Below are 21,115 nucleotides of genomic sequence, written 5' to 3' on the forward strand. Positions count from 1 at the left end.
CAGGCGTCGAGGAGGTGGGCCAGGCCGTGGGAGGCGCGCGGATTGAGGCGATGCGTCAGGTTAGACGTTGCGAACGCGGTGGACATGCGCGGTGGGGCGGGGCCGGGAACGCGCGGACGGCACGCTGCCCCGCCGGGCCCGCGACGCGGCTCAGCCCGGGGCCTTGCGGCTGAGGTGCTCCCAGGCGCGGTACTCCTCGGTCTTGGCCTGGTTCATCTGCTGGACCAAGTCGAAGGACTGCGCGCCGACGATCAGACGCAGGGGCGGCTGCGGCAGGTCCACCAGTTCCATGACGACCGGCGCGGCGGTGCTCGGGTCCGGTCCCACCTCGTCGCCCCACATCTCGGCCAGCTTCTCCCTGACCGGGTCGTAGGCCGGGTTCGGCGCGGTGGCCGTGGTGCCGATGGTGAACAGGCCGGTGTCGTAGCCGCCCGGCTGGACGATGGTGACCTTGACGCCGAAGGGCTCGACCTCCATGGCCAGCGCCTGACCGAGGGAGTCCAGCGCCGACTTGCCCGCCGCGTACAGGCCGGCCGAGGCGACGCCGCCGCCCGTGCCCATGGTCGTGACCAGGAGGATGTGGCCCGAACCCTGGGCCCGCAGGTGCGGGAGCACGGCCTGGGTGACCCAGATCTGGCCGAGGACGTTGACGTCGAAGTGGGCCCTGATCTGGGCCTCGGTGGCCTCTTCGATCATGCCGTACAACATCGTCCCGGCGTTGTTGACCACGATGTCGAGCCGGCCGAACGCCGCCGCCGCCCGTTCCACGCCCTCGTGCACCGCGGCGCGGTCGGAGACGTCCAACGGCAGGCACACCAGGCTGTCGGGATGGTCCGCCTTCAGTGCCGACAGTGGTTCGACGTCGCGGGCCGCGGCCACCACGCGATCTCCCCTGGTCAGCGCCGCCTCGGCGAACGCCCGGCCCAGCCCCCGCGACGCACCCGTGATGAACCAGACGCGCATGCCGATCAACTCCTCACCGTGTATACGAGACGAGACGGTTCGTTCCGTCTTGTCGAAACCTTAGCGGTGCCTGCCCTCCGTCTGTCAAGACGGTCCGTCTCGTCTCGTGTGGGGTAGGATCGTCCGCGTGCATAAGAAGCCCGATCCCGCGCGCCGCAGCGAACGGTCACGGCAGGCCATCCTCCAAGCCGCCAGGGAACTCGTCACCGAGGTGGGGTACGCCAAGCTCTCCATCGAGGCCATCGCTGCGCGGGCGGGGGTGGGCAAGCAGACGATCTACCGGTGGTGGCGGTCCAAGGGGGCCGTGGTCTTCGACTCGTTCCTGGCGTTGAGCGAGGACACGCAGGGGATGGCGCTGCCCGACACCGGAGACATCGAGGCCGACCTGAAGACCGTGATGCGGGCGACCGTCGCCGAATTCGCCGACCCGGCGTTCGAGGCGCCGATCCGGGCGCTCAACATGGAGATCGTGGCCGATCCGGAACTGGCGGCCCAGTATCGGGACAAGCTGGCGGGGCCGGTGGACGAGGCCAAGAAGGAGCGGCTGCGCAGCGCGCAGCGGGCCGGGCAGATCGCCGAGGACGCCGACCTGGACCTGGCGCTGGAGCTGCTGTACGCACCGGTCTACCAGCGTTGGCTGCTGCGGACCGGGCCGCTCACGCCCGAGTACGCTGACGCCCTGGTCGATGCCGTGCTGCGGGCGCTGCGTCCCTGAACCCTCCGGGCTCGCTCTGCCGCTTCTGAGGCGCCGGCTCGCGGAGACGTCGTCATTCTCAGGGTGTCCCGAACCAGCCGCAGAGCGCCTCTCGCAGCGCGGGCACTACAGATTGCTGATCAGCCACCAACCGCTGACACACGCCTACCCGACCGCAACCTCCAAGCGGTCTTCGCCGGGGTGAGCCCCCAACCGCAACAGAAGCACGTGCTCCCGTAACCACCCGCATCCAGGACGGCCACGCCAAACATCGCATCGCACCGGACACACCAGCCGACAGCGTCAGCACCATCGCGGCCCTCGACGATCGGCAGTCCCCCCGCAAGGCCACCGCCATGGGCACTGACCACGGCTTCCCCTGGCCCGGCCCCGTGCCCAGGCCTGCCGCTCCCCCCGACCATCTGCACCCAAAGCAGCGGCACCGCCTGATCGTGCGGCTGGGCTCGACCCGCCTGCTCACCTAGGGGCGACCACCGCACCGCGCATCACGCCGCACCGCGCATCACGCCGCACCGCGCATCACGCCGCACCGCGCATCACGCCGCACCCCGCATCACGCCGCACCCCGCATCACGCCGCACCCCGCATCACGCCGCACCCCGCATCACGCCGCACCCCGCATCACGCCGCACCCCGCATCACGCCGCACCCCGCATCGCGTCGCGCTGGTCGCGTTCGACGTGGAACGCCGTGGCCTAACGTCCGGTTTTGGCGCGTTCGTAGTGGCGGGCGGCTTTGGCGCGGTTGCCGCAGACGGCCATGGAGCACCAGCGACGGGTGCCGCTTTTGGTCGTGTCGTAGAAGTACAGCACGCAGTTGGGGTGCGCGCAGGGTTTGACGCGGCCGGGGCTGTCGGCCATGAGTCGCAGGTAGTCGGTGGCGGCCAGCCAGGACGGCAGCCAGGCGGGGTCGTCGGTCCGCGGGTGGCTCTCCGGGCCACCGAGCCCGAGCCGGTAGTGCAGCGCACCGCGTTCCAGGACCTGGTTGAGCGCGTCCATCGCCTGCGGGGACGGGCCCCGGTCCAGCAACTCCAAGAGGATGCCGCGGGTCTGCAAGGCGGCATCGAGCGTCGCCTGGTCGGCCGCCGCGCGGTCGTCCAACCCGGCCGAACGCAGCCAGACGGCCAGACCGTCGGTGGAGTCAAGCAGGTCGTGCCGGACGCCGTCGTCGTTCCACCGCGTGTTGAGCAGGTCCAGGCACAGCGGTTCCCCGACCAGCGGACGAGGGTCCGCGGCGTCCCGCTGCTGGGATCGATCTTCCTGCGCCACACCGCGATTCTACCCACCTAACGCGACTTAGCCGGTTGACGATCGAACGCCTAACCTTCTATATTCCAATAGCCAGTTAGGTCGATCGCCGGGCGAGACAGCCCGGGTTTGCGAGGTGTGTCATGGAAACGGTCGCCATCAAGGCCCTGCAGACGGGACACGTCGGGCTGAACGTGACCGATCTGGATCGGTCGCTGCCCTTCTACCTGCGCGTCTTCGGGTTCCAGGTGCAGGCCGAAGGCAACGAGGCCGGACGCCGCTGGGCCTTTCTCGGACGGGACGGGCGGCTGGTGCTGACCCTGTGGCAGCAGAGCGACGCCGCCTTCGCGACCCGCTCGGCCGGCCTGCACCACCTGTCGTTCCAGGTCGAGTCGATCGACGAGGTGAAGGCCGCCGAGCGGGTGCTGCGCGAACTGGGCGCCGAGTTCGCCCACGACGGCGTCGTCCCGCACGGCGAGGGCGTCTCGTCCGGCGGGATCTTCTTCACCGACCCCGACGGGATCCGCCTGGAGATCTACGCGCCCACCGGCGCCGACACCGCTCCCGCCCCCAGTGGAGCGGCTCCGACCTGCGGTTTCTTCTAACCTTCACCGGCTCATCGAAAGGAGGCCGCTGTGGCGGCCGACGTCTACCACGAAGGCGAACGAGCCGCCCAGCGGCGCGCCGGCCTGCTGGACCAGGGCGCGTTCTCCGCCCGCGCCGTTCGCGCGGAGATCCCCGAGGTGGCGCGCAAGTTCCTCCTCCAGCAGCCGATGCTGGTGCTCGGCGCCGCCGACGCTCAGGGACGGATGTGGGCCACGCTGCTCACCGGACGGCCCGGCTTCCTGAACGCCGAGGACGCCCGCACCCTCACCATCGACGCCCGCCCGGCTGCGGGCGACCCGCTGCACGACCGGCTCACCGAACCTGCGACGGTCGGGATGCTGGCGATCGAACCGGCCCGGCACCGGCGGATGCGGATGAACGGCCACGCCATCCCGACCCCGCACGGCCTGCACGTCACGCTCGACCAGGTGTACTCGAACTGCCCCAAGTACATCCAGAAACGCGAATCGCGGTGGGAAGCGGCAGTTCCGGCCCCTCCGCGACGGTCCCGCGCATTGACCGGCGACCAGCAGCGGTGGATCAGCGGTGCCGACACCTTCTTCATCGCCACCTCCGACCGCGAGGGCAATGCCGACGCCTCCCACCGCGGCGGGAACCCGGGCTTTGTGGAGGTGGTGTCACCGACCGTGCTGCGCTGGCCCGACTACACCGGCAACGCCATGTTCAACACGCTGGGCAACCTGGAGGTCCAGCCCCGGGCCGGGCTGCTGTTTGCGGACTGGCGCACCGGCGCCGTCCTGCACCTCACCGGTACCGCGCGCACCGACTGGGATCCCGCGCACGCCGCCGCGGTGCCCGGCGCCGAAAGGCTGGTCGAGTTCACCGCAACCGACGTCATCGAGATCGCCGGGGCCGCGCCGCTGCGATGGAGCGAACCCGTCCCGTCCCGTTTCAACCCGCCTGTACGTCCGCCTGAGGAAGCCCTGTGATCCCCATCGCCCGGACCGGCGTCGCCCAGGCGCTCACCGGCAAGGCTCCGGCACGCCCCACCGCCTCCACCATCGCGACCGCCACCGCGGCCGGCGCCATCGCGCTCACCCTGCTGGTCGCGATCGGTCACGTCCTGCACCGGCCGGTCCTCGTGCCGCCGCTGGCCGCAAGCGCCGCCCTGGTGTTCGCCGCTCCCACCCTGCCGCTGGCGCAACCCCGCAACGTCATCGGCGGCCAGCTCGTCTCCGCCTGCGTCGGTTTCTGCGCCCTGGCCCTCGCCGGCGACGCCCCTTGGACGGCAGCCCTCGCCGGCGCCCTCGCCATCGGCTCCATGGCCTTGGCCCGCACCCCGCATTCCCCCGCCGCCGCGACCGCCGTCCTCGTCGTGCTGACCGACCCCGAGCCCGTCGCCTTCCTGGGCCTGCTGCTCCTGGCCACGATCGTCATCGTGGCCGTCGGCGTCATCGCCGCCCGCCGCACCTACCCGGCCTACTGGTGGTGACCCGCCGATCGCCGCCAACGGCCCGGACACCGTCCCCGTCTGCCCTCGCCGAACACCTCGGTCTGATCCGGTGTCGTTCAGGATGTGATGGCGGATGTCGTCGATCCGCTCGGCATCCATCCCGACCATGCGCGCCGTCTCATCGGCGACGCCTCTAGCCAGGAGAAAGAAGCTCCATGGGTTGGCTCCCTCCCGAGCAGTACGTCCAGACGTTGCCGAATGCCACGATGTACGCCGCCCTGTACTTCACCGACGTCCACGGCAACCCCTTCGCGTTGCGCTCTGCCCAGAAGGTGGAGGCGTGGCAGTTCCCGGGCGGCAACGTCGAACACGGCGACATCACGCCGTTCGCCACGGCGGTCCGCGAGTGCCGGGAAGAGACCGGCATCAACTTCGTGGAACCGCCGCGCCTCCTGCTCACGCACTTCCTGGCACCCGAGTCCGGATGGCCTTGCGCGAAGATCGGCTTCGTCTTCGACGGCGGGGTCCTGACCCCGGACGATCTCGACCGGATCGTCCTCGACCCGGCCGAGCATTCCGAATGGCTCATCCAGCCTCTCGACGAATGGAAGAGGGTCATGAGCCCCCGTCTCTTCGCACGTACCGCAGTGCTGTTCGAAGCGCGCCGGACCAACTCCGCGACGTTCTTGTGCGAGCCAGGCCATGTGACTTCCTGAACTGTCAGGTGTCAGTGAACGTCATCGTGCTGCTTCCACACGCCGAGGTCACGCAAGCTCTCGGCCGTCTGCACAATCGTCGTTTCGGCGGGGCGGGGGCGCCATCGGAGTTCCTTGCGGGCCCGGTCGTTGTGAATGACCGGTCGCGGCGGGTCGTCCCCCGGCGCCTCCGTCGTGGGCACGCGCGAGGCGCCGAGCCGTCGGCGCAGGATGCCGGCGACCTCCAGGAAGCTCAGCGCCGGGCCGTCGGCGACGCGAGGAAGCGCTTGCCGGCGGCCTCGGGCGCGGCCATGGCGCGCAGGTGCAGGTCCACCACGTCGCGCACGTCGACGACGCCGAAGCGCCGGCGGGGCGCGACGCTCATCGTCCCGTCGAGCATCGCCTTGATCAGTTGCGTCGAGGAGCGCAGGTCGGTGGTGAGGGTGGGCCCGAGGATGAACGTCGGGTTGACGACGACGAGTTCGGTGTCGCCGCCGTCGCGCCTCATCAGGTCCCACGCGGCGCGCTCGGCGATGGTCTTGGAGCGCGGGTAGGGCGCCAGTCCCGGGGTGTCGGGATCGGTCCAGTCGTCCTCGGTGAACTCGGCGCCCGGTTTGGGGGTGTACCCGACCGCGGCGAACGACGAGGTGAGCACGACGCGCCGGACGCCCGCGTCGCACGCGGCACGCAGCACCCGCAGCGTGCCCTCGCGGGCCGGGACGATCAGCTCGTCAGGGTCCTCGGGCTGGGAGACTGGAATGGGCGAGGCGACGTGATGGACCTCCGCGCACCCGGCCACGGCGGCGGGCCAGCCGTCGTCGGCCGCCAGGTCCGCGGCGACGACCTCCAGTCCGGCGTCGTCGGCGCGGCCGCGGCGCACCGCCGCGCGCAGGTCGGCCTCGCGGGCCGTCGAGCGCACCGTGGCGCGTACCGGGCGCCCGGCCCGCAGCAGCGCGGCGATCAGATGCGTCCCCACATACCCGGACCCGCCGGTGACCAGGACCCGGCTCATCGCAGCACCCCCAGGCCGCCGACCGCATCCACCAGACGCCGCACCGCCGCGGCCTCCGCGGCGGTGTCGCCGCGGTCACGGGCGTCCCACAACGCCGCCTTCTCCCGCAGGTAGCGCAGCCGGGCCTGGTGGGCGGCGATCTCGGCCTCGATGCGCTCGGCATGCCGCAGCAGAAGATCGCGCTGCTCGGCCGCCGCCGCCCGTCCGCGGGGACGGTTCGCCAGGTACGTGCGCATGTCCTCGATGCCGACGCCGACCGCGCGCAGACAGGCCAGCACCTCGATCACGTCGAGGTCCCGGGGGCGGTAACGGCGGTGCCCGCTGTGCTCGTCGCGGTCGACCGGCCCGATCAGCCCGACATCTTCGTAATAGCGCAGCGTCGGCTCGCTCAGCCCGCTGTGCCGAGACACGTCCTGGATGGTGAAGGTCGTCATGCCAGGCAGCAGACCACACCTCAAGCGCTTGAAGTCAATCCCAGGCGGCAGAGGTAGCGGCGGCCAGAACGGCTCACGGGGTCAGCGGGTAGGCTAACGTACTAGTTCGTTCATTAGTGGAGGCGTCCGGAACATGCGCAGATCCATCGCCACGGTGTCGCTGAGCGGCTCGCTGCCCGACAAGCTGACCGCGATCGGCGCTGCGGGCTTCGACGGCGTCGAGATCTTCGAGAACGACCTGGTGGCCGGCCCGATGAGCCCGGAGGAGGTGCGAAGCCGAGCCGCCGACCTGGGCCTTTCCATTGATCTGTACCAGCCGTTCCGCGACTTCGAGGCGGTGCCGCCCCCGGTGCTGGCACGCAACCTGCGGCGCGCCGAGCACAAGTTCGCGGTGATGGAACGGCTCGGGGCGACGTGCATGCTGGTCTGCTCCAGCGTCTCCCCCGATTCGGTGGACGACGACGCGCTGGCGGCCGAACAGCTGCACGCCCTGGCCGAGCGAGCCGCCCGGCACGGGATCCGGATCGCCTACGAGGCGCTGGCCTGGGGCCGCCATGTCAGCGACTACCTGCACGCCTGGCGGATCGTCCGGGCCGCCGACCATCCGAATCTGGGCCTGTGCCTGGACAGCTTCCACATCCTGGCGCGCGACGTGGACCCGTACGCCATCGAGACGATCCCGGCCGAGAAGATCTTCTTCCTCCAGCTGGCCGACGCCCCGGCACTCCCCATGGACGTCCTGTACTGGAGCCGGCACTACCGCTGCTTTCCCGGCCAGGGGGACCTGGACGTCGCCGGACTGGTCGGGCACGTCCTGCGCACAGGCTATGACGGGCCGCTGTCGCTGGAGGTGTTCAACGACATCTTCCGGCAGGCCGCGGCCATGCGCACCGCGCAGGACGCCATGCGCTCGCTCGTCGCCCTGGAGGAGGCGGTCGACCATAGGCTCGACCGCACGTCCCGTCCGGCAGCGCTTTCCAAGGCGCCTTCTCCCGTGGTTCCGAGCGGGTTCGCGTTCGCCGAGCTGGCCACGCCGGACACCGAGGCTCTGGGCGGCCTGCTGACCGCGCTCGGATTCGCGCGCACGGGCGTGCACGCGCACAAACCCGTCGAGCTGTGGGAACAGAATGAGGCCCGCATCCTGCTCAACACCGGCAGTCCCGAAAGCCAGGACGGCCCGGTTCTCGGCGCCATCGGGCTGGAATCACCGGACCCGGCCGCCGCCGTCAAACGCGCCGAGGCGCTGCTGGCCCCCGTGCTGCCGCGGTTGCGGGCCCCTGAGGACGTCCCGCTGGACGCGGTGGCCGCGCCGGACGGCACCGAGCTGTTCTTCTGCCGTACCGGCCATCCCGACCATCCCAGCTGGACCGGCGACTTCAGCCAGGACCCGGGCGAGGCCGGAACCGGAGAGATCACTCATATCGATCACGTCGCGCTGACACAGCCCTGGCACCACTTCGACGAGGCGTCGCTGTTCTACCGCAGCGTCCTGGGCCTGCGCCCGCACGAGAGCCTCGAACTGCCCGACCCGTACGGGCTGATGCGCAGCCGTGCGGTCTCCACCGAGGATGGGCGGGTCCGGATCGCCCTGAACGTCGCCTACGTCGGTGCGCACGATGGCGCACCCGACGTGGCCTGGCAGCACCTGGCGCTGGCCAGCACCGACATCGTCACCACCGTCCGCAGGCTGCGGGACGCCGGAGCCGCACAGCTGGCCATCCCGGACAACTACTACGACGACCTGGAGGCACGGTACGACCTGGGCGCCGAACGCCACCGCCTGCTGCGCGAACTCGGCCTGCTGTACGACCGCGACGACCACGGTGAGTTCCTGCACTTCTACACCGCGACCACCGGCCGGGTCTTCCTGGAGGTCGTCCAGCGCCTGGGCGGGTACCGCGGATACGGCGCTCCCAACGCGCCTGTCCGGCTGGCCGCCCAGTATGCGGACCAGGGCGGCCGTCGGCGAGGCAGCCGATCACGATCGTCCTAGGATGGCTGTCGTCCGGCAGCCTCTCCAGGAGTCACATGTCGTCCCAGTCCCCTGCCCCCGCTTCGAACGGGCGCCGGCGCGACGCCGAACGCACTCGCGCCGAGATTCTGGAGGTCGCCCAGCGGGAGTTCGCGCGCAAGGGCTACGCCGGCGCGCGGGTGGACGAGATGGCCGCGCTCATGCGCACCACCAAGCGGATGATCTACTACTACTTCGGCAACAAGGAGAAGCTGTACATCGCGGTGCTGGAGAAGGCCTACACCGAGGTCAGGACGGCCGAGTCCGCGATCGACGTCCAGCACCTGGCGCCGGTCGAGGCGATCCGCACGCTGGCCGAACTGACCTTCGACCACCACGACGCCCACCAGGACTTCATCAAGCTGGTCAGCATCGAGAACATCCACCATGCCGAGCACCTGCGCAAGTCCGAGATGCTGACCAATCTCGGCGGACCGGTGACCGGGCTCATCTCGCAGATCCTGGAGGCCGGACGGGCGAGCGGCGACTTCGTCACCGACGCCGACGCCATCGACGTGCACATGATGATCAGCGCGCTGTGCTTCTTCCGGATCTCCAACCAGCACACCTTCGGCGCCCTGTTCGGTCGCGACCTGACCGCCCCCGAGCACCGCGCCCGGCACCGCGAGATGACCGGCGAGGCCGTCGTCGCCTACCTCACTGGGAGCGGTCGCCGGCAGTCGGCGGGGCGAGGCGAGGCCGGCTGAGCGCGTCGAGCACGCGGCCGGCGGGCGATGCGGCACCGCGCATGATGCATGGAAGGGTTCACGCCGGCCGCCTCTCCCGCCTGGGTCGTGCATGCCCAGGGATGCCTTGTGGGACGAGGCGACACGCTGGGCGACCATCACGGCGGCGACGGGAGCAATAGCGTCCGCTTCCTCGACGAGATCCTGCGCCAAGGGCAGTAAGCCGAGCCCACGGCGCCACCGGCAGCTGCGCCGAGTCGAGTTTCCCCGCTCCCCTGGCCCGGGGCCTGTTCGTCCTCAGCCGTCGAGCATCGGGATCCTCGTCCACGCCTGGGAGGAGACCCAGCGGGGCCGTCGCGACAAGGGCCCGATCCCCCGCTCCGTCCTGCCCGGCAGCCTGACCTGACGTACGCCGGTCCCTTGCGCAGCCGGGGCGGCGCCCCTTGCTCACGGCGCCGTTGATCCGGGCGCCCGGTCGGCATCATCCGAGGTGAAGGTTGCCCTGATCTCTTGACATGTGATGCGGGACACCAGAACATACGTGACGGCCCGGTAATTAACTATCTAGTTCGTACTTACGGGCTCTCACCCCGAGGAGCATCACGTGCGCGACCACCCCACCGCCGTCACGACGGGGCCGCCCGGGCAGGGCCAGCCCCGCAGGGCCGCACTGGCCGCCTGGATCGGCAGCGCGCTGGAGTACTACGACTTCTTCATCTACGGCACCGCCGCGGCGCTGGTGTTCGGCAAGATCTTCTTTCCCGACTCCGACCCGGCCGCCGGCACGCTGCTCGCGCTGGCCACGTTCGGCGTCGGTTACCTCGCGCGGCCGGTCGGCGCGTTCGTCCTGGGGCACGTCGGTGACCGGTTCGGCCGCAAGAAGGTGCTGGTCTTCACCGTCATGCTGATGGGTGCCGCCACGTTTCTCGTCGGCTGCCTCCCCACCTACGCCCAGGTCGGCCTGCCGGCACCGGTCCTGCTGGTGCTGCTGCGGCTGGCGCAGGGCTTCTCGGCGGGCGGCGAGCAGGCCGGCGCGAACTCCATGACGCTGGAGCACGCTCCCGCCGACCGTCGCGCCTACTACACCAGCTTCACCCTCAACGGCACCCAGGCCGGCCAGATCCTGGCCACCGCGATCTTCCTGCCGGTCGCGGCCCTCCCCGACGACCAGTTGCTGAGCTGGGGCTGGCGGGTCCCGTTCTGGCTCAGCGCGGTCGTCATGGTGGTCGCCTACGTCATCCGCCAGAAGCTCGCCGAGACCCCGGTGTTCGAGCAGGAGGCCGCCCAGGGCACCGTCGCCGAGCTGCCGCTGGCCGTCCTGTTCCGCGACCACTGGGCCGATGTGCTGCGCGTGATGGTCGCCGCCGTCATCGCCTCGGTCAGCACGATCTTCACCGTCTACGCCCTCTCCTACGCGGTCAACACGATGGAGTTGGAGAAGACGCCCATGCTGTGGGTCGGTGTGCTCGCCAACGCGGCGGCACTGGTCGCGCTCCCGCTCTTCGGCGGTCTCGCCGACCGGATAGGGCGCAAACCGGTGTTCATCGGCGGCTCACTGGGCTGCGCGGTGCTGATGTTCGCCTACCTGTGGGCCATCTCCGAGGGCGACTACCCGATCATCTTTCTGGTCGGCATCCTGATGTTCGGTGTCGTGCACAGCGCCACCGGCGGCGTCTGGCCCGCCTTCTACGGGGAGATGTTCAGTGCCCGCGTCCGGCTGTCGGGCACCGCCATCGGCACCCAGATCGGCTTCGCGATCGCCGGTTTCGCCCCCAGCATCGCCGGCGCCATCGCCGGTGACGGCCCGGACGCCTGGCTGGGAGTCTCGATCATCACCGCCGTTCTGTGCCTGGTCAACGTCGCCGCCGTCGCGACCGGCCGAGAGACCTACAAGGTCCCCACCGAGCAGCTCGGCACCCGCCCGACGGCCCCCTCCCCCGCCCCCGCAGCGGCGGAGCCGGCATGAGCGGTGACACCTTCCGGGTGTACGCCCTGTACTACGCACGCCGCGACGGACAGCGCGGCCAGCACTTCCACGGTTACGACGAGCGCTGGAACGAACCGCACCCGACCGCGTACTACGTCTGGCTGGCGGTCTCCGACCGGCACACGATCGTCGTCGATGCCGGGATCAGCCCCGATCAGGTCCATCGGCTCGCCGGGATCGACTACCGCTCCTCGCCCGTGACGCTCCTGGCCGACATGGGAGTGGCCGCCGACTCGGTCGACCACGTCGTCCTGACCCACCTCCATTACGACCACACCGGCACGGCCGCCGCCTTCACGAATGCGCGATACGTCGTCCAGCGGCCGGAGCTGGAGTACTGGACCGGCCCATGGGCACGCCGCATCGAACGGGAACGCTGGCTGGTCAGCGACGACGACCTCGCACACCTGCGCGCCGCCGGGGACAGGCTGCGGCTCGTGGACGGGGACGCCGACGTGGTACCGGGCCTGAGCGTGCACCTGGTCGGCGGCCACACCGCCGGCACGCAGGTGGTACGGATCCGTACCGCCCGCGGCCACGTGGTGCTCGCCTCCGACGCCGCCCACTTCTACGAGAACCTGGAAGCCGACCGCCCGTTCGCGATCCTGCACAGCATGACCGGCATGTACGGCGCGTTCGACCGGATCAAGGAGCTGGCCGACCGCCCGGACCTGATCGTGGCCGGCCACGACCCCGAGGTCCTCGAACGCTTCCCGCGCCTGTCGGGACCCTTCCGCGACCGCATCGCCCGCATCGCCTGAAACCACAGATATCGGGGTACCAATGCGACCAACCGTCCTCGTCCTGAACGGCCCCAACCTCAACCTCCTCGGCCGGCGGGAGCCGGAACTCTACGGCACCGTCACACTGGCCGAGATCGAAGCCCGCTGCCACGCGGTCGCCGCGGAACACGGCCTGCGTGTGGACTTCCGCCAGAGCAACCATGAGGGAGCCCTGGTGGACGCCGTCCAGGAGGGCGCCGACGGGATCGTGATCAACCCGGCGGCCTACGCGCACACGTCCGTCGCGCTGCGCGACGCCCTCGCGACCGCGGGCGTCCCGATCGTCGAGGTCCACCTGACCAACATCCACCGCCGCGAGGCGTTCCGGCACACCTCCCACAGCGCCGCCGTCAGCGACGCCGTGATCTGCGGCGCCGGCGCGCACGGCTACGAACTGGCGTTGCTCCACCTGGCCGAGCTGATGGGCGAGGAGGGCCGGGGATGACCGCGCACCTCATCGGGTTGATCGGCTCGGGGATCGGCTCCTCCCTCAGCCCCGCCCTGCACGAGCGCGAGGCACACCACCACGGCCTGCGCTACCTCTACAAGATCCTCGACATCTCCGACCTCGGAGTCGCCGCCACCGCCGCGGGCGACCTGGTCCGCACCGCCCGCCGGCTGGGTTACACCGGACTCAACATCACCCATCCGTGCAAACAGACAGTGATCGACCACCTCGACGAGCTGTCACCGGACGCCGCCCGCCTCGGCGCCGTCAACACCGTGACCTTCGACGGCGACCGGGCCATCGGCCACAACACCGACTGGACGGGCTTCGCCGAATCCTTCGCCCGCGGCCTGCCCGACGCCGCCACGCACCAGGTCGTCCAAGTCGGCGCCGGAGGCGCCGGCGCCGCCGTCGCGCACGCACTGCTCACCATGGGCGCCGACCAGGTCACCCTCGTCGACACCCGCACTGCCCGCGCCGACGCGCTCGCCGCTGCACTCACGCAGCGCTTCGGTGCGGGACGTGCCCGCTCAGCGGCCATCGCCGACCTGCCGGCCGCACTCCGGCACGCGGACGGCCTCGTCAACGCGACCCCGATCGGCATGGCCGCGCACCCCGGCTCCCCCGTGCCGGCCGAACTGCTCCACCCGGACCTGTGGGTCGCCGACGTGGTCTACCGTCCGCTGCGTACCGAACTGCTCGAAAAGGCCCGCGAGATAGGTTGCCGCACCCTGGACGGCGGGGGGATGGTCGTCTTCCAGGCAGCGCACGCCTTCCGCCTCTTCACCGGCCTCACCCCCGACACCGACCGGATGCTCGCCCACCTCTCCGCCCTGGTCACAGCATGAGCAGCGGACCAGTCGGCCTGCCCGGCGTCTCGCCGTCACCATGCCCAACGCAGCCTGGTGCCGACCGCGCTTCCGCGCATCCCCGGCGTCGAGTTCGCCGCCCGCTATCGGCCCGGCAAGGCGAGCGTCGGGAGTGACTGGGTGACGTCCTGTCCCAGGTCCCTCTTCGTTGCAGGCAGCGAACTCGTGCCAGTTGGGGCACATGGCCAGGCGTCCAGCGCGGGACGCCGTCGCTGCGGGCGGCCGTCGCACCGCCCGCCGCCCCGGTCGGCTGTGAGGCACCGCCGACCGAGGACGCGCACGCCGGTGGGACCTACCAGACGACACCCCCGTCTGACCGAGGCGCCGCTCAAGACCGGGCGCCGGCCTCCTCCGCGAGCGTCGCCGCCGGTTCGGAGCCCTGGAAGTGCAACGCAGCCTGGTGCCGGCCGCGCTTCCGAGCGGGGCACGGCGACGGGTGCTGCGCGGCGCCCGGCGGGGGCCAGCGTCGTCACCGAAGGCTGTGGGGGCCCGGCGCTGGTCGCACCGTGCCGCGCCTGCTCGTCCGGGCGGATTGCCGGGGCGCTTGACGGCGCGGACGGTCGCTCGCCGGGCCGCGGTTGGTGTTCCTTCAAAGGGCTCGCCGGAGCAGGTGGCGCGCAGCACGAGGGCGGAGTGCTCGCTGAGGGCGCATTCCCGAAGCCGGAGGTAGACGCAGGTTTGTGGTCGTGCGCGGGACGGCAGAGAATGCAGCACAAACGCGCACATTAGAGGTTGAAAACGAGGTCGGCGGGCGGTGCAGCAGCCGGTGGCTGCACATTGATCGGCCACCGGTAATGACCTTTGACAGACGACGCCCGCAGGATCAACGATGGACCCGCTGCCCAGGAGTGGGAATGCGCAGACCGAGTGTCCTCGCCATTGTCGTTCTTCTCGGTGCCGCGGGTTTGTCGTCGGCATGCAGCCGGCCGCACAGCACGCGCGCCGTGATCGGCGTCGATGCACCGGTCGCACCGGCGGACCGGCCCGTTCACCTGACGGTCTCCGGCCTGGCGGCCAAGGACGAGGTCACCGTGACCGCCTCCACCGCCGACGAGCGGCAGACGCGGTGGCAGAGCCAGGCGAGGTTCCGCGCCGACGACGACGGCCGGGTGGATCTCCGCCGGGCCCGGCCGATCTCAGGCACCTACTCCGGACCCGACAGCATGGGGTTGTTCTGGTCGATGAAGCCGCCCACCGGCGACCCGGAGGAGTCCTGGTTCCGGCCGACGAACCCCGGCGACCAGCCGTCCTACACCGTGCAGATCACCGTCACCGCGCACGGCCGCCGCCTGGCCCAGCGGACACTGACCCGGCAATGGTCGGCCCGCGGCGTCACCCGGCAGGCCCTCACGTTGAGCGCCGACGAGATCTCCGGGGAACTCTTTCTGCCGCCACCGGGAACGCGCCGCAAACCCGCGGTGATCCTCATTGGCGGCTCCGAAGGCGGCAACGGCGACCCTTACGCAGGCGCGCTGCTGGCCTCGCACGGCCACCCCGCGCTGGCCCTCGCCTACTTCAGAGCGCCGGGCCTGCCGGCGGCCTTGCGGGACATCCCGTTGGAGTACTTCGCGCGCGGCCCGCTTCCTGGCGGCCCAGCCCGGCGCCGACCCCGCTCGCCTGGTCATGCGCGGCCACTCACGAGGGAGCGAAGCCGCCCTCCTGATGGGCCAGCACTACCCGGAACTGATCCACGGCGTGGTCGCCTGCGCGCCCTCCTCCGAGGTGATTCCGGCATTCCCCGGCAACGGCAACGCCTGGTCCCGCAACGCCCGGCCCATCCCCACAGGGACCATCCCCCTCGACCACGTCAACGGACCCGCCTGGCGATCGCCGGCACCGACGACAGACTCTGGCCTTCCCAATCCTCCGCCCGGCAGATCATGGACGATCTCGAGCCGACCCGCACCCGCGCCCCGCTCCAGACCGCGATCTACCCCGGCGCCGGCCACGGGATCTGCAACGTCCCCTACGTCCCGCAGGGTAGCTCATGCCGTCACAGCAGGGCCGGGCCCGCGCCGCGCTTGGCGGTCACGCGGGCGCGGGAGGCCGGGGTCCACAGGGCGAGTTCCGTGGCGGGCGCCGCACGCACGGGCGATGAGTCGCCGTGTCAGGCGTCCTCGCACAGGGCGGACTCCAGCACGTCCACCATCAGCGTCAGCGAAGTCGTGCTGTTGACGAACGCGTTGGTGACCACCGACGCGAACCGGCCGTCGTCGGTGACCATCGTCATCGACGTGTGGCCGGTGGTCAGGCCGCCGTTCTTCGCCCATGCCACGCCGCCGCACGGCAGCGGCACCTCGTCGATGCCGAGCCCGGCGCGTCCGCCGGCTCCGCCGGGCACCGCGACCGTGCGCCGCATCTCGGCCAGCGCCGCCGCCGAGAACACCCGGCCCTCGCCCAGCGCCCGGTAGAACTTCACCAGGTCGCCCAAGGTGGAGGCCATGTTGCCCGCGGTGCTCCAGAACGACAACTCGACCGACGTGGTCACGTCGTACCAGAAGAACAACGACCCGGCCCGGCCGCCGTAGTAGCCGGGCACGTACGGGTCGGCGAGCGCCCGCACTCTGGGCGCCGGGAACGACGTCCCGGTGAGCCCGAGCGGCGTGATGATCCGGCTGGTGATCGCGTCGCCGACGGACTGCCCGGTGACCCGCTCGATGAGCATGCCGAGCACGAGGTAGGCGACGTTGGAGTAGTGGACCCCCGCACCGGGCGCGGCCTGCGCCGGCTCGTCCATGGCCGACCGGACCAGCTCGGCCAGTGTGTACGTGCCGTCCGCGTTGGCCCGCGCGTCCCGCACCTCGCGGACCATCCCGCTGGTGTGCTGGAGCAGCTGGCGCACGGTGATGACGCCGCCGTCGTAGTTGCCGGTCACCACGCCGGGCAGGTACCGCTCGATCGGCGCGTCCAGCTCGACGAGCCCGTCGTCGACGAGCCGGAGCACCGTCGCGGCGGTGAACGTCTTGGTCTGGCTGCCGATCCGGTAGTGGTCCGCCGCGGTGATCGGCCGGTTCTGGCCGGTCTTGGCCGTCCCGGCGGTCAGCGTCCACGACTCGGTGGCGTTGCCCGCGTGGACGGCCGCGCCGGGGCCGGCCTGCAGCAGGAATCGGTCGAGCAGTTCCTGGGTGGCGGTGTGGTCGGTCTGGACGGCCGCGGCCGGCGGCGCGGTGACACCCGCGGTGACGGCCAGCACCACCCCGGCGGCGGCCGCGGCGAGCCTGCGGCGAGTCGTCCTGATCATGTTGCGACCCCCATCGCTTCCGTCGCCGGCCGGCGCCGGCGCCTCGGCTCATGATCAAGGGAGCGCGGCCCGGTAGGCCAGGCGAGCGTCGTGGCCACCTCTGGCCGTCCGCTTTGATCAACTCACGTTGTCGTGTCGGGGGGTCGTGTGAGCATGGTCAGGCGGTCTCGGTCGGTGGTCTCGTCGAACTCCGTCCAGCGCCGTTCGTGGCCGGCGCGCAGGGTGGACGCCTGGGCGAAGGTGTGGTGGGAGGCCAGGTCCGCCAGCTCGGGGGCATGGTCGGCCAGGATCTCCCGGAACCGTTGTTCGGCGGGTTCGCCCAGCGAGTCGTAAATGTGCACGCAGAGCCGTCTGGCCTCGGCGCGGGGCCAGTCGGGCGGCAGCAGTTCGGCGGGCAGGTCGGGGTCGAGGGTGGGGAACGCGCGCCAGTCCGTCATGACCGCCGTGCGCAGCCGCAGGGCGTCCGCGGGTGAGATGTCGGGCCGGGTGACGCGTTCGGCCTCCTCCCGGTAGGTGCGGATGAACCGCAGGTACCGGTCCTGCAGGGTGCTGATGTCGAAGGCGCGGTCCAGGACCCGGTCAAGGCCCTCGTCGGCGACCTCGGTGGCCCGGAAGACGGTGACACCGCCCACCCCGAGCCTGCGGACGAGCGCGGCGACGTCGGCGGTCCGGTCGTGGGGGCTGACCCAGACGGCGTCGAAGAGCATGCCGAAGTGCAGCAGGCGCAGTCCGTCGCGCAGGGCCCGCCGGGTGTCGCGCCGGTCCTCGGGCACCGAGAACATCACCACGGTCCACCGGCCGTCCCACGACGGCGTGGACGCGCCGAACGTCAGCAGCCGCAGCATGTGCGCCACGATCACGTCGTGGGCGCGGGGCGGCAGCCCGTAGGCGGTGGTGCGGCCGACGCGGGAGCTGGTCAGCAGTCCCCGTGAGGCGACCCGGCGCAGGGCCGCGCGGGCGCCGGCCTCGGTGATGTCGAACTCGGCGAGCAGCCGGACCAGTGCCGCCGACGGGATGTGCTCCTGCCGCCAGAACCAGTAGTCGCCCAGCAGCGTCGTCAGCAGGCGTTGCGGCTCGGCTCCCTGCCTGCCCCGAGGCAGGGAGCCGGTCGTCGTCGGCGCGATCACCCGGCGCCCCTCATCGTCGGTCCCTCTCAGTCGGTGTAGGTGCCCCAGTCGCCGGCGTCCCATGTCCGGGCGGGCGGCGGCGGAGTGACCCGGGTGAACAGTACGTCGCCGGGCGCCGGGTCCGGGGCGTCTTCGGCCCGGCGGCGCAGGGCCTGCGGCGTCACCGAGGGCCAGCGGCCGGTGTCGATGCGCTCCAGCAGCACCGACAGCGCGGTGGCGCGTTCGGCGACGCTGAACGTGCAGTGTCCCGCCCGGTTCACGAACGTCTGCCGCAGCAGCGACGCGGCCCCGGTCCGGTTCACCGTCTCCCGGTAGGCGCGTTCGTCGGACACCGGCCCGGCCGAGTCGCCGACGGTGTGCAGGGTGAGCACCGGGTCGCGCAGCCTTCCGTCGAAGGTGATGAACCGTTCGGCGCGGGCCACGGCGTCCGGGTCGGCGGCGATCCGGGGGGCGCGGGCGAGCCGGTCGAGGTCGGCGCTCAGGTCGGCCCCGGCCTGACGGTAGATGGCGTTGATCGTCTTCTCCCGGCCGGAGACGCGGAGCTGCCGCCGGTAGTCCACTCCGGTGTTCCACGAGGGGTTGCCGTCGAGGAACTGCTCGTAGGGGGCGCGGACCTGGGCGCCGACGGCGAACGGCAGCCCGGCGCTCCACCCGTCGACCAGCGCGTCCAGGTCATCGGGGTCGGGTTCGGGTGACGCCGGGTCGTTCCACGCGGGCACCTGGGCGAACGCGGCGGCCAGCGCGATCCGGGCCCGGCCCTGCGGGGTGGCCTTGGCGCGGCCGATCAGGTCGGTCAGGGCGGCCTGCTCGGCGGCGGTGTCGGTGATGTCCACCAGCGACAGCGGCGAGCCGGGATCGACGAGCGTCTTGAGCGCCCAGGCGGCGTCGAGCTTGGTGTTCCACATGGCGACGGTCCCGGCGCCGCCGCCGCACGCGGGCAGCGCACCGTCCACGAGGTGGCCGTAGTACTGGACGAAGCCGCGGGTCAGCAGGCCGCCCTGGGAGTTGCCCAGCACCACGGTGCGGGCCGGGGCGCCCACCTTGCCGGCGAACACCGCACGGGTGGCGGCGATGTTGCGCAGGTCGGTGCTGAGCTGCCAGCCGGGCCGCGAATCGGTTCCGGCGACCGCGAACCCCTGGCGGGTCACCCAGTCCTGGAACGGGGTGTCGAGACGCTCCCGGTTGGCGAGCAGCAGCAGGGTGCCGTCCCAGTTGGGCGGAACGGTGATGACGTAGGCGGTGCCGTCGGCGTGCTCGCCGGTCAGTTCCCGTGGCGTCGCGGTGTCGGCAGCGGCCGTGCCGGTCGCCAGCAGTGCGGTGAACGCGGTGAGGGCGGCGGTGGTCGCGCGGAGCTTCATCGGGTGCCTCCGGGGACGTGCGGGCGCAGGAAGCGGTCGGGGGTGAGGCGGATGAACTGGGCGGTGCCCAGGTCCGGGTCCCGGGCGGCGAGGCGTTCGGCGAGGCGGCCCAGTTCACGGGCGCCGGCGTCGTCGCTCCACCGGCCGGTCCTGACACGGCGTTCCAGTGTCAGCGCGGTGGCGACGAACTCGGCGCCGGTGTAGCCGCAGTGACCCGGCCTGTCGACGAACGCCTGCCGCAGCATCCGCCCGTCCCCGGCCCGCCGTACGGCGTCGGAGTAGGCGCGGGCCTGCGTGACGGTGGGGAAGTTGTCGCCGCGCTCGTGCAGCGTCAGGACGGGGACGTCCAGTTCGCCGCTGGGGGTGAAGTTGCGTTCCATGTAGGCGACCGCCTCCGGGTCGGCGGAGACGCGCGGCGCCCTGTCGAGGCGGGCCAGGTCGGCGTCGAGGTCGAGCCCGGCCTGCCGGTAGAGGGCCTGCACCTGACTGGTGCGGCCGGACTCCTTGAGCAGTTTTCGGTAGTCCACGCCGGTGTTCCAGGACATGCTGCCGCCGGCGCGCTGCTCCAGCGGGTAGCGCGGGGAGAACACGGTCGGCATGAACGCGGCGTACTGCTGGGCCTGCTGACCGGCCCAGTCGTTCGCGGCGGGTTCGGGCGTGCCGGTCACCGACCAGGGTGAGACCTGGGCGAACGCGGCGGCCAGGGCGATGCGCGCCCGGCCCGCCGGGGTCTGCTGGGCGGCGTCGAGGACCGTGCGGGCGGCGGTGTTGCCGCGCGTCTCCTCCTCGGCCGACGACAGCCGCGTCAGCTTGATGTCGGTGTTGCCGGGGGCCAGCAGGGTCTTGAAGGCGAACGCCGCGTCGAGCGCCTGGTTGAGCATGGCCACCGGGCCGGCGACCGAGGCGCAGTAGGGCAGCGCGCCGTCGACGAGGTCGGGCCTGCGTTCGGCCAGGCCGGCGGCGATGTTGCCGCCCATCGAGGACCCCCACGCCAGCGTGGCCTCGGGCGTCCCGGCCGCCTCGGCGAGGACGGCCAGCGTCGAGGCGGAGTCCCGCATGGTCTCCTCGACGGCCCAGCCGTCGCCGTACGGCCGTGTGCCGGCGAGAGCGTAGCCGTGCTCCAGCAGCCAGTTCTGCGCGGCGGTGTTGCCGCCGAGCCCGGCGGGCCGCTGCTGCGGCCCGGCGCCCTGGCCGTAGCCGGGGCTGAAGGCCAGGACCGTGCCGTTCCAGTTCGCGGGGACTTCGATGGCGTAGGTCGCGCCGGTGGGGTGGACGCCGCGGAGGCTGATCGGGCCGTCCTCGGCGGCGGCGGGCGGGGTGGGGACGAGGGCGAGCGCGGCGGCCGTGGCGACGGCTCCGGCGGCTCTCCGGAAGGGGAAGGGCATGTCCGGCTCCTGGGGGGCGGCATTAGGAGACGCTGATTGGACGATCGTCCGCTTAGAGCAGCACGTAATGTTCGGCAGGAATCCTACGGCCGTCGCAGAACTGTTGACAATGCCTCTTCACCTGCCTACTTTGAG

Annotated in this window: 20 protein-coding genes and 1 pseudogene; 13 read left to right on the plus strand and 8 right to left on the minus strand. The window is 71.5% G+C overall.

Annotation, left to right across the window (positions count from 1 at the left end):
- Positions 1-150: 150 nt before the first annotated feature.
- Positions 151-963 carry an SDR family NAD(P)-dependent oxidoreductase gene (locus ABD811_RS01490; RefSeq protein ID WP_344939572.1) on the minus strand — a complete coding sequence of 271 codons (813 nt, stop codon included), beginning with the start codon at positions 961-963 and terminating at the stop codon, positions 151-153.
- 127 nt (positions 964-1,090) lie between these two features.
- Between ABD811_RS01490 and ABD811_RS01495 the strand changes: the two genes are divergently transcribed.
- Together ABD811_RS01495 and ABD811_RS01500 are read left to right on the plus strand one after the other, a co-directional pair.
- A complete protein-coding gene (locus ABD811_RS01495) occupies positions 1,091-1,678 on the plus strand; it encodes a TetR/AcrR family transcriptional regulator (RefSeq protein WP_344939574.1) in 588 nt (195 codons plus the stop codon).
- Between the two features lie 335 nt (positions 1,679-2,013).
- Positions 2,014-2,142, plus strand: a complete 129-nt coding sequence (locus ABD811_RS01500) for a hypothetical protein (RefSeq protein WP_344939576.1) — start codon at positions 2,014-2,016, stop codon at positions 2,140-2,142.
- A gap of 231 nt (positions 2,143-2,373) precedes the next feature.
- Here ABD811_RS01500 and ABD811_RS01505 read toward each other — a convergent pair whose 3' ends face one another.
- On the minus strand, positions 2,374-2,946 hold the full coding sequence (locus ABD811_RS01505) for a CGNR zinc finger domain-containing protein (protein WP_344939578.1): 573 nt from the start codon (positions 2,944-2,946) through the stop codon (positions 2,374-2,376).
- A gap of 122 nt (positions 2,947-3,068) precedes the next feature.
- Here ABD811_RS01505 and ABD811_RS01510 point away from each other — a divergent pair, with 122 nt between their 5' ends.
- The 4 genes from ABD811_RS01510 to ABD811_RS01525 all read left to right on the plus strand — a co-directional run bounded on the left by ABD811_RS01510 (position 3,069) and on the right by ABD811_RS01525 (position 5,661).
- The gene (locus ABD811_RS01510; protein WP_344939580.1) at positions 3,069-3,530 is read left to right on the plus strand and encodes a VOC family protein; all 462 of its coding nucleotides are present in this window, start codon (positions 3,069-3,071) and stop codon (positions 3,528-3,530) included.
- Between the two features lie 30 nt (positions 3,531-3,560).
- Positions 3,561-4,481, plus strand: a complete 921-nt coding sequence (locus ABD811_RS01515) for a pyridoxamine 5'-phosphate oxidase family protein (RefSeq protein ID WP_344939582.1) — start codon at positions 3,561-3,563, stop codon at positions 4,479-4,481.
- Complete coding sequence (locus ABD811_RS01520; RefSeq protein WP_344939583.1) at positions 4,478-4,984, plus strand: HPP family protein; 507 nt, start codon at positions 4,478-4,480, stop codon at positions 4,982-4,984. Before ABD811_RS01515 ends, ABD811_RS01520 begins: the two co-directional genes overlap by 4 nt.
- A gap of 227 nt (positions 4,985-5,211) precedes the next feature.
- Positions 5,212-5,661, plus strand: coding sequence for an NUDIX domain-containing protein (locus ABD811_RS01525; protein ID WP_344939585.1), 450 nt, complete (start codon positions 5,212-5,214; stop codon positions 5,659-5,661).
- 232 nt (positions 5,662-5,893) lie between these two features.
- Here ABD811_RS01525 and ABD811_RS01530 read toward each other — a convergent pair whose 3' ends face one another.
- Together ABD811_RS01530 and ABD811_RS01535 are read right to left on the minus strand one after the other, a co-directional pair.
- Entirely contained in the window at positions 5,894-6,652 is a 759-nt protein-coding gene (locus ABD811_RS01530) for an NAD-dependent epimerase/dehydratase family protein (protein WP_344939587.1), read from the minus strand.
- Entirely contained in the window at positions 6,649-7,086 is a 438-nt protein-coding gene (locus ABD811_RS01535) for a MerR family transcriptional regulator (RefSeq protein ID WP_344939589.1), read from the minus strand. The genes ABD811_RS01530 and ABD811_RS01535 overlap by 4 nt, the downstream gene beginning before the upstream one ends.
- A 133-nt stretch (positions 7,087-7,219) precedes the next feature.
- Here ABD811_RS01535 and ABD811_RS01540 point away from each other — a divergent pair, with 133 nt between their 5' ends.
- The 7 genes and pseudogenes from ABD811_RS01540 to ABD811_RS43835 form a co-directional block, all read left to right on the plus strand.
- Positions 7,220-9,079, plus strand: a complete 1,860-nt coding sequence (locus ABD811_RS01540) for a bifunctional sugar phosphate isomerase/epimerase/4-hydroxyphenylpyruvate dioxygenase family protein (protein WP_344939591.1) — start codon at positions 7,220-7,222, stop codon at positions 9,077-9,079.
- A gap of 35 nt (positions 9,080-9,114) precedes the next feature.
- Positions 9,115-9,804, plus strand: a complete 690-nt coding sequence (locus tag ABD811_RS01545) for a TetR family transcriptional regulator (protein WP_344939593.1) — start codon at positions 9,115-9,117, stop codon at positions 9,802-9,804.
- 583 nt (positions 9,805-10,387) lie between these two features.
- Entirely contained in the window at positions 10,388-11,749 is a 1,362-nt protein-coding gene (locus tag ABD811_RS01550; RefSeq protein WP_344939595.1) for an MFS transporter, read from the plus strand.
- The gene (locus ABD811_RS01555) at positions 11,746-12,531 is read left to right on the plus strand and encodes an N-acyl homoserine lactonase family protein (protein ID WP_344939596.1); all 786 of its coding nucleotides are present in this window, start codon (positions 11,746-11,748) and stop codon (positions 12,529-12,531) included. Before ABD811_RS01550 ends, ABD811_RS01555 begins: the two co-directional genes overlap by 4 nt.
- 22 nt (positions 12,532-12,553) lie before the next feature.
- Complete coding sequence (gene aroQ / locus ABD811_RS01560; RefSeq protein WP_344939598.1) at positions 12,554-12,997, plus strand: type II 3-dehydroquinate dehydratase; 444 nt, start codon at positions 12,554-12,556, stop codon at positions 12,995-12,997.
- Positions 12,994-13,848 carry a shikimate dehydrogenase gene (locus tag ABD811_RS01565; RefSeq protein WP_344939600.1) on the plus strand — a complete coding sequence of 285 codons (855 nt, stop codon included), beginning with the start codon at positions 12,994-12,996 and terminating at the stop codon, positions 13,846-13,848. Before aroQ ends, ABD811_RS01565 begins: the two co-directional genes overlap by 4 nt.
- A gap of 875 nt (positions 13,849-14,723) precedes the next feature.
- Positions 14,724-15,806: pseudogene (locus tag ABD811_RS43835) on the plus strand (acyl-CoA thioesterase/BAAT N-terminal domain-containing protein); the annotation flags it as partial.
- Between the two features lie 170 nt (positions 15,807-15,976).
- Here the strand turns inward: ABD811_RS43835 and ABD811_RS01570 are convergent.
- The 4 genes from ABD811_RS01570 to ABD811_RS01585 all read right to left on the minus strand — a co-directional run bounded on the left by ABD811_RS01570 (position 15,977) and on the right by ABD811_RS01585 (position 20,980).
- Entirely contained in the window at positions 15,977-17,110 is a 1,134-nt protein-coding gene (locus ABD811_RS01570; RefSeq protein ID WP_344939602.1) for a serine hydrolase domain-containing protein, read from the minus strand.
- Positions 17,111-17,232: 122 nt separating this feature from the next.
- Entirely contained in the window at positions 17,233-18,237 is a 1,005-nt protein-coding gene (locus ABD811_RS01575; RefSeq protein ID WP_344939604.1) for a PaaX family transcriptional regulator, read from the minus strand.
- Between the two features lie 26 nt (positions 18,238-18,263).
- The gene (locus tag ABD811_RS01580; protein ID WP_344939605.1) at positions 18,264-19,595 is read right to left on the minus strand and encodes a hypothetical protein; all 1,332 of its coding nucleotides are present in this window, start codon (positions 19,593-19,595) and stop codon (positions 18,264-18,266) included.
- Positions 19,592-20,980, minus strand: coding sequence for an alpha/beta fold hydrolase (locus tag ABD811_RS01585; RefSeq protein WP_344939607.1), 1,389 nt, complete (start codon positions 20,978-20,980; stop codon positions 19,592-19,594). Before ABD811_RS01585 ends, ABD811_RS01580 begins: the two co-directional genes overlap by 4 nt.
- Positions 20,981-21,115 lie beyond the last annotated feature (135 nt).

Origin of the sequence: Actinomadura miaoliensis (genome assembly GCF_039536785.1) — a bacterium.
GTDB classification, from domain to species: domain Bacteria; phylum Actinomycetota; class Actinomycetes; order Streptosporangiales; family Streptosporangiaceae; genus Spirillospora; species Spirillospora miaoliensis.

Excerpts from the sequence above, each read along its gene's own strand:
- ABD811_RS01490 (WP_344939572.1), bottom strand. The coding sequence starts at position 963 with ATGCGCGTCTGGTTCATCACGGGTGCGTCGCGGGGGCTGGGCCGGGCG.
- ABD811_RS01500 (WP_344939576.1), top strand. The coding sequence starts at position 2,014 with ATGGGCACTGACCACGGCTTCCCCTGGCCCGGCCCCGTGCCCAGGCCT.
- ABD811_RS01510 (WP_344939580.1), top strand. The coding sequence starts at position 3,069 with ATGGAAACGGTCGCCATCAAGGCCCTGCAGACGGGACACGTCGGGCTG.
- ABD811_RS01525 (WP_344939585.1), top strand. The coding sequence starts at position 5,212 with ATGTACGCCGCCCTGTACTTCACCGACGTCCACGGCAACCCCTTCGCG.
- ABD811_RS01530 (WP_344939587.1), bottom strand. The coding sequence starts at position 6,652 with ATGAGCCGGGTCCTGGTCACCGGCGGGTCCGGGTATGTGGGGACGCAT.
- ABD811_RS01535 (WP_344939589.1), bottom strand. The coding sequence starts at position 7,086 with ATGACGACCTTCACCATCCAGGACGTGTCTCGGCACAGCGGGCTGAGC.
- ABD811_RS01540 (WP_344939591.1), top strand. The coding sequence starts at position 7,220 with ATGCGCAGATCCATCGCCACGGTGTCGCTGAGCGGCTCGCTGCCCGAC.
- ABD811_RS01545 (WP_344939593.1), top strand. The coding sequence starts at position 9,115 with ATGTCGTCCCAGTCCCCTGCCCCCGCTTCGAACGGGCGCCGGCGCGAC.
- ABD811_RS01555 (WP_344939596.1), top strand. The coding sequence starts at position 11,746 with ATGAGCGGTGACACCTTCCGGGTGTACGCCCTGTACTACGCACGCCGC.
- aroQ (WP_344939598.1), top strand. The coding sequence starts at position 12,554 with ATGCGACCAACCGTCCTCGTCCTGAACGGCCCCAACCTCAACCTCCTC.
- ABD811_RS01565 (WP_344939600.1), top strand. The coding sequence starts at position 12,994 with ATGACCGCGCACCTCATCGGGTTGATCGGCTCGGGGATCGGCTCCTCC.
- ABD811_RS01570 (WP_344939602.1), bottom strand. The coding sequence starts at position 17,110 with ATGATCAGGACGACTCGCCGCAGGCTCGCCGCGGCCGCCGCCGGGGTG.
- ABD811_RS01580 (WP_344939605.1), bottom strand. The coding sequence starts at position 19,595 with ATGAAGCTCCGCGCGACCACCGCCGCCCTCACCGCGTTCACCGCACTG.
- ABD811_RS01585 (WP_344939607.1), bottom strand. The coding sequence starts at position 20,980 with ATGCCCTTCCCCTTCCGGAGAGCCGCCGGAGCCGTCGCCACGGCCGCC.